General features: G+C 54.5%; 5 protein-coding genes and 2 pseudogenes. 3 read left to right on the top strand and 4 right to left on the bottom strand.

Translation table 11 applies throughout. The features are described from left to right. Positions 1–105: 105 nt before the first annotated feature. Positions 106–693, bottom strand: a complete 588-nt coding sequence (locus SxD43FB_RS22650) for a helix-turn-helix transcriptional regulator (protein WP_096064053.1) — start codon at positions 691–693, stop codon at positions 106–108. A 153-nt stretch (positions 694–846) separates the two neighbouring features. Between SxD43FB_RS22650 and SxD43FB_RS22645 the strand changes: the two genes are divergently transcribed. From SxD43FB_RS22645 to SxD43FB_RS25645, 3 genes and pseudogenes are all read left to right on the top strand, one after another. Next, entirely contained in the window at positions 847–1,122 is a 276-nt protein-coding gene (locus tag SxD43FB_RS22645) for a hypothetical protein (protein WP_141249613.1), read from the top strand. A 357-nt stretch (positions 1,123–1,479) separates the two neighbouring features. Beyond that, a complete protein-coding gene (locus SxD43FB_RS22640; protein ID WP_096064051.1) occupies positions 1,480–2,256 on the top strand; it encodes a DUF3800 domain-containing protein in 777 nt (258 codons plus the stop codon). Between the two features lie 315 nt (positions 2,257–2,571). After that, positions 2,572–2,667, top strand: a pseudogene (locus tag SxD43FB_RS25645) (IS110 family transposase); the annotation flags it as partial. Positions 2,668–2,922: 255 nt separating this feature from the next. Here SxD43FB_RS25645 and SxD43FB_RS22635 read toward each other — a convergent pair. The 3 genes and pseudogenes from SxD43FB_RS22635 to SxD43FB_RS22625 form a co-directional block, all read right to left on the bottom strand. Next, positions 2,923–5,568, bottom strand: coding sequence for a DEAD/DEAH box helicase family protein (locus tag SxD43FB_RS22635; protein ID WP_096064050.1), 2,646 nt, complete (start codon positions 5,566–5,568; stop codon positions 2,923–2,925). 1 nt (position 5,569) lies between these two features. Continuing rightward, the gene (locus SxD43FB_RS26185; RefSeq protein ID WP_255245866.1) at positions 5,570–6,319 is read right to left on the bottom strand and encodes a DNA methyltransferase; all 750 of its coding nucleotides are present in this window, start codon (positions 6,317–6,319) and stop codon (positions 5,570–5,572) included. Positions 6,320–6,393: 74 nt separating this feature from the next. Further along, a pseudogene (locus SxD43FB_RS22625) lies at positions 6,394–6,526 on the bottom strand (IS5/IS1182 family transposase); the annotation flags it as partial.

Genomic DNA, 6,526 nt, shown 5'->3' with positions numbered 1-6,526 from the left:
TTCGTCAATCGACCACCACGACCGCCACAAAAACCAACCGCAGTCTGGATCAACCCACCGGCCAGGGACCGAAAGACGATAGCTTAATCTCCCGACCCGGCTGTCTCACAATCGTTGACACGTTCCGAGGCGTGCACCGCGCCAGGATGCCGCAAGACCGCAGTTTGGCGGCGTGATGATCCGACGAGCACGCACTGGGGAATCCTCGTGACCGCAAGGATCGAGGTCGATCTCGCCGAACGATGAAGTGACGCAATCGAGAAATGCCAATGGGGTGAATCTCTTGTCATTTTCACCGGATGGATCGTGCCCCCATGACGGTCGAACGGGCTCGGCTTTTCGGGCGGTCCGGCCCAGCACTTCAAAGACCTTGAGCAGTGACGCCACAGACCCTTCGCCATTTTCGACGGCCGAAAGCGTCTTCCTGGTGATCCCGGCCCGTCGCGCCACTTCGTCGAGCGACCAGCCCATTTGTTGACGCCTTCGCTGGAGTTGAGCCGGTAACGACGCGCCACGAGCGATGCCCGAAAGATGAAGTTCGAGGCACACCATCGTCTGGACCAGTAGAGCCACTGATCCGGTGCCGCGCTCCAGGCGTTCGATCGCTTGTGCTGACACATGAAGTTTTTCGGCCAAGGCTTTGCGCGATAGGCCTTGAGAGAGGCGACAACGGCGAAGATTACTGAGTAACATGTGAGAACAAATATCATCATATTTTACCCTATCGAAGCAAAATTCGCGGTGACGGACTGGCCGTGCGGCGATGCTCGATTAGGCGGCAGTCGAAATATATTGATCAGGAATCTCGCGGCATCCTATAATCGGGACAGAAATTGAGGATGTTAAATGTATACTAGAAATTTTGAAATCGAACAGAGATACGTAGGCCATGTCCAAGATGAACCTATGATTTGGCAAGAAACATCAGATGATATTGACGATATTATTGCGCAGACGGAGGACATGGTGCGCCGTAGAATTATCGAAAATGGCGCAGGAGAAGGTATTGTCATTGACACTCTAACAAATAGAATCGTGGCTTGTTTTGGGATGCACATACCAATCGACGAAATTGAGGAAAATCGTGTCATTGAAGTCGTGAAGCTGTGGAGTAATAGCTAAGATTTTTTCCTTCACTCGAGAGCTGGTATCAGAATATTTTTGGTGTATGCACTTTATAAACCTCGCGCGTCCGCTCCAATTTCGCGAGGGCGCTTTCAAGCATACGCCGATCTTGCGACGGGATCGTTCCCGGCTTCGCCCGATCTTGTTGTAAGGAATTGGTCAAGACAGCAGTAAGTGCCCATATCTCTTGGTGGGTCAATTCTGGTCTATCCGTCCAGCTACTCATTCAGGCTTCTCCACCGGCTTATGCTTCACGACCTTCGCCGAGCGTTCCTTGAAGCGCGTAGGGTCGTCATCACACTCTAATTCTAGTGCTGCTTGCGCGAATCGTTCCGCTTGTGTTTGGTTATCTGTATGGCGATCATTGTTAGCGCTCATAGCGAGCTTCCAAACCCGGATTCAATTTCCGATATATACTGCGACGAGAGCAGCCAGACTAGGCACCGCTACATGGTAATGGGCGGCCTGATAATTCCTTCGCGGTTGGTTGCCCAAGCTAATACCAGAATAGCGGAGTTGCGCTTACCCGAATTGCCGCAGGGCGAGATGAAATGGGGTAGTGTTTCGAGGGGCAAATTGGCGGCTTATCGAAGAATCGCTGACGCCTTTTTTGATGATAAAACCTTTGCAGGCGTTGATTTCCATACAACCGTTGTTGATACTTGGGGGCAAGATCATCAGCGATTTGGCGACGGGGATCGCGATAAAACATTCAACAAGGAGTTATATCAATTAGCCTCTAAGTTTGCTCGGCTATACCCTGATAGATTGTTTCACCTCTACCCAGACGATCGTGAGACTATCCATCGTCCTGGCGAACTTAGGGATATTTTGAATTTCGGGCGTAAGAAGAAGGGAGACAAACGAGACTTCCCTTTCCGTCGTTCTCATTTTCGTAAATCGTGCGACACGCCCCTGATACAAGTCGTAGATATTCTGCTTGGTTCTTTAGCATATCAAGTGAACGGCCACATGATGGTTGAGGGCGCATCAGAAGCTAAAATCAGCTTGTCGGCTCACATTCTTGGCCGTGCCAATGTCCGGAATGTGATGGCGGACACGAACATGCGCGGGAAATTTACGATATGGCATCGGAAGTTGCAGCCCAGAAATGGGCGTCCCCCGGCCTAGATCAGTGTTACTAATCACCGCCAGTTGGCGGCTCCCGCCACCTAGGTGGGGGGCATCGCGCCGAGGGAGTAATCTACATATAGGAAGCTTTAAATTCGCGTCAAACCTTCTTACGCAGTAGGCCCATCATAGGTAATTGTCTGATCCGAAATTAGAGCGTTTTTCGACGGCCATGAATCGGGGGAGGATTCCCAAAAGACTGATTTTCTGATTCAGCCGTTGTGCCGGTGAAGTAGGCTGCCATGGATGTAGTGGATTTCGAGGTTTTTCGGAGTCCGTTGACTGCGGCGTTGCGACGTAGCGTTCGTGGCAAGGGCGGTCGCCCGCAAGCTTGCGATGATTTTGCATCGCATGTGGAGCGATCAGACCGAATTTCGCTGGGGGAAGGTTCCAGCAGGCCAGATAGCATAAGGAGGCCCGAACAAGTTCCCGCCTGAGAAGACGGGTAGCGCCGTTCCCATGGGGACGAAGGGCAAGACGATCTCGCTTAGAGTCCGGAACCTCAGCCCAGCTGAAGGTCGCGAAACAGATTGAGACGCTTTGCTCTCCATAACCTCATTATGCGGCGGCCTTGCGCCGACCGCGGAGAGAAGCGAGTGATCCATGGGAACGATCACGTAAGCGAGGAAGCAGCTTGACCCAAAGGGGCCCAATCAGAGAAGACACTCAGATTTCGATCGCCTGGTTGATTAAGTTGAAATTTCGATCGGTAGGCATACAAAATAAACAATCGCGGCCGCTGGCCTGTGCCCATACGCTTCCGATCGTCCGCTTGGGCCGCTCACTTTCGTAAAGGTGCCCCCCTTTATACTCGATGACCAGGATACGTCCGTCATGTAGCATTGCCACAAAATCCGGATAGAATTTCTGGTGGGGAAGTTGGAGCCAGAACGATCCCCGCTTGCCCTCCACGTTCCTGATCCAGTAGCGAACAGCCTCCATGCGGTCGAGGTGAACGGCACAGTCAAATTCCTCCCCGGTGGGCTTCAGATCGCCAATCAGAGGGGTGTAGTGCTTGTTGAACGTCGTTGCGCCCGCATAGGGCTGATTGAAGGCATAGGTTGCTTCGTCAAAGATCATCGACAAATCGGAATTGACGGCAAAATCCTGTGCGTGGGCAGCGAACAGGGCATCATAATTTTGCGTTTCCCGTTCGCCCCTCAAATCCTTGATCAGGGCAATGAGCGCCCTTCGCAGGTCGTATTTGTTGCGAGCCAGAACGTCCAAATTCTGTCCGGCCTTCTCCAGAGCGGCCAAGGCGCTGGAAATGAACAGCACGGCGCTGGGCTTCGTTACGTCGGGATGGCTTATGCCTGAGTCGATCCAGTTGACGAGCCGGGGTATGGTCCACGATGGTTCCTGCACCGCTTCGGCGAGGTCGCCCTGCAACCGCTTGACGAAATCAATCTGAACCTTGCCCTGTTCCGATACGTCAATCTGCCCGTGCTGGCTTTCGTCCACCACCTTGAAGCGTTCGACAATGGCGCTGGCATCGCATTCGTCCAGCCGCCACGGCAGGTCTAGGAAATGCTCCTTGGAGAACAGTTCCAATTCGCCCTGTTTGCGGAAACCAAGCAAGGGCACGATGAACGGCGGCTTGTTGTCCTCCGTCGCTGCGGAGGTCTGGAATTGATTGGACTTGGCATAGAGCCGGTCGATGATCTTTTCGGCCTGAGGCACCTTCGCCATAGCCAATTGCAGGATGTTCCGGCTTTCGCGCGACATGGGGCCACGGAAGGCCAGTGACCGGCTATCGGGGTCCAACTTCACACGCGATTTGACCGACGGGGGCAGCTTTTCAAAAATGGCGGAAATGTCCTCCATCGTTACCGCTTCATCGCTGATCGGGTCGGACTCGTAATGATAGTCTGCCCGGTCCTCGGCAAAGCCAATGTCGCCTTGCGGGGCAATGATCTGATCGGCTTCCAGCTTGTTGAAGCCCGCGCCTTCCACTAGCCCGTCTTTCAGGCGTTGGGCGGTTTCATCGAAACTCTTTGCCGCGACATAGGCGTAGGCACGATTGAGGGCGTCCCGCTGTTTGCGCTTGGCCTTGGGCATCCGCAGCACCCGGCCCAAAATCTGTTCAATCGCCGTCTGTGAAACCTGTTCGGCCACGGAGCACAGCACATAGGCAAAGGGGCAATCCCAGCCCTCTTTCAGTTTCTGGACGGTTATGATGTAGCGGACGGGGCAAGCCGGGTCGGTAATGTCGGCAATATCGTCCAGGTCTTTGCGCGGCCCGGTGTGGACGGCAATCTGGGCCTCGGGAATGGACTTGTCGTCAAGCAAGTGCCGCTCGATCACGTCCCATGTCAGCCGGGTTTTGTCCGCCGCACTGGCGCTCTGTGCCTGAAAGAGGATCAGGGGACGGATATATTCCCCCGTCTCCGCTTGCTCCGCCTTTGCCGCTTCTTCCAAGGCCGCTTGGCAATCCAGCGCCCCGCCGATCGTCTTGCGCCAGTCGCTATCGGTTGTCAGCCGGATCGGCAGTTTGATCATCTCTTCCGCCTTCAATTCGGCAGCGGAGACGGAATAGAGGATGTTGGAAGCGAATTCGTCCTTAGCCGGGTTATGTGTCGTCTGGGGCGTAGCGGTCAGTTCAAGGATCAATGACGGATCGAACCGGGCCAGCGTATCGAACGACAAGGCGGTTCGGGCGTTGTGGGCTTCGTCAACGATCACCATCGGATGATGCAGCCGCAACAGATTGGCGAGTGATGCAACCGGCCTGTCTGTGCCTTCCACCTTTTCCAGCCGCGCAGCCTGTGCATCGGTGAGGCCGGAAAAATGGTCCATCAATTGCCCTGAGTCTTCATAGACCTTGCGGCCATCGGTTTCCTCAATGCGGAAAGACTGGATGGTGGAAACAATGATGCAAGCCCCGCCTTCGGCATCGGCGCGAGACATGGCCAGTGCTTCGGCCTTGGTCAGGACTGTGATGTTGCGGCCAAAGTCCTTGGCCAGCGCAGCGCGATAGGGATGGTCCAGATTTTTGAGGGCATCCACGGTCTGTTTGAGGATCGCGTCGGACGGCACCAACCACAGAACAAGTGGATTGGGGGCTTGGAGGTAGGACTTCGCGGCAATGCCTACCGCGTGAGCGCCCATGATCGTCTTGCCTCCGCCGGTCGGCACCCGCAGACAGACATAGGGCGTTCCCTCTACAATGAACGGTGCATCCCGATAGGGCATATCCGTTTGGAGGACGAAGGCGGTTTTAGCAGTGAATTGGGTGACCTGTTCCAGATAGCTCTTGAACCGGCCCAGCGCGGCTTGCTGATACTCTTTCAGTTCCAGATTGATTGCCGCCATGTCAGTTCGCTTCGATCTGGTAAGGGATTTGCTTGAAAGTCACGCCTTCGGCTTTGAGCCGATCTGCCGACACGGTGCATCCTTCACCATAGACGACACGTTGCCCGGTGAAGCACTCCGGGATTGGAGAAAGCTGTGCAAGCACATCCGGCGTCAGCACATTGCCAGCCGCTTCCCGTGCAACGCCCTGTTCGGCGGCGGAGAATAGCAGGTAAACCGCCTTTTCCTTGTAGGTGCCGATGAACGAGCAATCATTCTTGGCCTTTTGCGGGAGAGGAGCGCCTGTTTCGGAGAAGAAGATATGCGCCGCAAGGTCCGAGAAGGTTACACGATGGTCAATGTCGCCAAACTCGTTGAACAGCGGTTCGCCCAGCTTGCAGAACTTGAACCCACCGCCAAGAGCATCAATTGCCCGAAACGGTTTCACGGCCTCAGTGTAGCCTTCAATACAGGCGTTCAATCGCTTGGCTGTTTTCTCAGCAGCCGTCGTTCCGTCCATTTCGATCAATATGAACGAACGATCAATTGCGCCGATCATGTTTAGCTTCAACACGGCATGGCCGGTGGAACCAGAGCCAGCAAAGCTATCCAGGATAATATCGCCTTCGGCGCTGAGAACGCTCAGTATGTCAGCCAGAATGTCAACGTCCTTGGGAAATTGGAATGCACCTTCGCCGAGGAGACCTTCAACCTGTAAGGTTGCGGCCCTGCCGTCCTTGTAGAAAACGCTTTGCAGCGGTTCGCTATCAATCTCGAACAGGTAGCTTTTGCGGGGCTTTGTTGCATAACTCCTGATAGGTTTGCTGCGGGCTTTATTTGAGATTACTACGCGACGCGGACAGTATTTGGTGTGCCGATTTGCGAGAAGCGATTGAGGATTGCAGCACGGACTTTGAGCTCGGTTATCTGACGCTCGAAGGTGCGGGCCATGACGCGCTGACCAAGCAGCTTGAAGCAG

It is taken from the genome of Sphingobium sp. D43FB (genome assembly GCF_002312805.1).
In the GTDB taxonomy this organism is placed as follows: Bacteria; Pseudomonadota; Alphaproteobacteria; order Sphingomonadales; family Sphingomonadaceae; genus Sphingobium.
Note: the sequence above shows the minus strand (reverse complement) of the source record. Positions and strands in the feature narration are given on the sequence as shown.